Below are 2,570 nucleotides of genomic sequence, written 5' to 3' on the forward strand. Positions count from 1 at the left end.
ACCACGACAAAACATAATCCCGATCTTGCCAGTCATGTTTGATTCTGCCCATCAATACGCTATGGCCACACCAGCGATAGCTATCGAGTTGAGACATATCCTTTACCAGCTTTGCCCTCGCTATAGGGGTAAGAAATTAGGAAAAATCGGAAAACAGTTTGGTGTGAGCGAATCAGGGGGAACTCAGGCGAGTCGAAGAATTCGGATGAAGCAAGAGAATGACAAAAAGTTCGCAAAGCTTATCACGAAGATGGTAAAATAACTGCCTTTGTCAAATGTGTAGGTCTGGCACCCATGTTTTCCCGTTGACGACAGTTGTTCAGCGTGTCACGGAAAGGTCCAATCCCCACTTCTTCATGGCCGCGATGCCCCCTGACACATTGCGTGTATCTTTTATCCCTGCCTGATCAAGCATGAGTTGGGCTTCATAAGAGCGCATTCCGGTGTTGCAGATCAGCACCACTTGTTTGTCATGAGGTACCTCCCCGATCCTGTCCCTCAGTGTCTCCTGAGGAATGCTTTTCCAGTGGAGCGGGTATTTGTTGACAAAGGGCTCTGCATTCGCCCAGCCCCGGCAGTCCAAGAAGAAAGCCTCGCCTTTCTCCCTTTTTTCCCACAAATCAACGAAGGCCTCTGCGTCCAGGCCCCGGTTCTTTCCGGCCAGGACGTTTTCCGCCACATTCCCCAGGGTATTCACAATATCCATAGCCCCTGAAAAGGGCGGTGAATAGGCAACTTCCAGGTTGCTGATGTCTGCTGTGGTAGGCCTGTATTTGAGCATCGCAGCCACGGCGTCCACCCTGCCTGCCGTGCCGTATCCCGTGTTTCCGAGTCCCTGGATGCCCAGGACTCTTCCGGTTCCCTTTTCCACCACAAGTTCTAGATACATAAGATCCTTGTCAGGATGAAAGTGGGCGTGATCGAACTGAACAACAAAGGCTGTCGTTGCGTCAAACCCTTCCTGGTATGCCATGTCTTGGCTCAAACCAGCACCGGCAATCGATATCTCAAAGAGCTTGACTACAAAACTCCCTACGGTTCCCTCAAAGCGCCTGTTTCCGCCCGCCAGGTTGGTCCCGATGATGCGTCCCTGCTTGTGGGCCAGCGCATCGGACGGGCAGAAAACTGGTTTGCCGGTTATCAGATGGGTGATTTCCACACAGTCTCCGCCGGCGTAGATATGGGGGTCCGAAGTCTCCATCTTTCCATTCACGACCACAGCTCCTGTCGGTGAAACCGCCAGGCCCGCCTCACGAGCCAGTTCCGAATTGGGGGTCACACCCGAAGCGATGAGGACCAAATCGGCCTCAATCGTACCCTCACTCGTGACAACCCGTTCTACCTGGTTTTCGCCTTCCAGACGCTCAACCTGCTGTGACAGGTAAAAGGAGATACCGTTTTCTTCCAGATGGTGCTGTACCATGCGGGCAAGGTTTCGGCTGATCATCCTTGGCAGCAACTGGTCCCCGGCTTCCACCACCCCGGTTTCGATGCCCCACATGTCCGAAAGGGCCTCTGCCATCTGCAGGCCCATAAGGCTCGCCCCAATAACAAGGGCCCTTCCCACTTTGCCGCCGGCAATCGAGTCCTTAATGGTTACTGCGTCATTCAAATTGTATGGTGCACATACACCTTCAAGGTCCACGCCCGGTACGGATAAAGGTTTTGGCCTGCCTCCAGTAGCCAGTACGAGCTTGTCATAAGATAGGGCGTCTTTTTTTCCATCCATGGTATTTTCTATGAGAACTCTTTTTTGGCGCCGGTCTATGCTGAGGCCCCTGGTGTGAGTCATCACGGTGATATCCTTGGCACCGCTGAAGAATTGCTCATCTCGCGGCATCTGAAAACTCGTCGCCCTGAGCTGCCCTATATCGCTCACGTCGCCGGAGACGAAGAAGGGGATGCCCGATCTTTCGTGAAAAACGAGGCCATTCTGGTCCATGATCGTAACCGTTGAGTTTGGCTCCACCCTCTTGAACCGACATGCTGCCTTCGGCCCGAGAGCCCCGGCACCTATAACAACGACCTCTGTTTTCATGAGAACCTCCTTTACGATTTGAAAATTCCGCATTTCTATAGTGCAGCCGAGGCCCCTTTGCAATGGTTTTCCCTTCCTTGATGAACCGTCATGCATCGGGCACATCACCTGTCTCCCTGCCAGCGAAGTGCTTGTTCTAACTTATTTTTGGTTCATCTCGGGGGCGTGGGACCATATCAAGGCTCAGGGCCCATGAGCTACTACTACGAGGTCCCGACAAATCACGAAGGAGGGTGATCTTGAACCAGTAACATTTCCTGGCTTGATAGTCGATCTCAATAAGGAGAAACTCTGGAAGTACAGAATCTTGGTTATTCCCCAGATGAATGAAGGAGACATTCGCCCCCTTTGCGGTTTTATCGCCTCGATAGATCCTTCGCTGCGTGTATATTTTCTCGCCTTCCGGCCCAACTTTGTTCTGAAAGCGCACCCGGGGAGCATGACGTTATTGACTAGCTTGACTTAGCCTTTCATTCTCCTTGTGATCGCTTTGGAGATGGCAGATGTAGAAACCCCGAGCTGTCGGGCTGCT

Annotated in this window: 2 protein-coding genes; one reads left to right on the top strand and one right to left on the bottom strand. The window is 52.5% G+C overall.

From position 1 onward, the window contains the following. On the top strand, window positions 1-262 hold a 262-nt coding region (locus JW883_13075), incomplete at its 5' end, for a hypothetical protein (GenBank protein MBN1843198.1). Between the two features lie 57 nt (window positions 263-319). Here the strand turns inward: JW883_13075 and JW883_13080 are convergent. After that, window positions 320-2,038: an FAD-dependent oxidoreductase gene (locus JW883_13080; protein ID MBN1843199.1), complete on the bottom strand. Its 1,719-nt coding sequence runs from the start codon at window positions 2,036-2,038 to the stop codon at window positions 320-322. Between the last annotated feature and the right edge of the window lie 532 nt (window positions 2,039-2,570).

It is taken from the genome of Deltaproteobacteria bacterium (assembly GCA_016930875.1).
In the GTDB taxonomy this organism is placed as follows: domain Bacteria; phylum Desulfobacterota; class Desulfobacteria; order Desulfobacterales.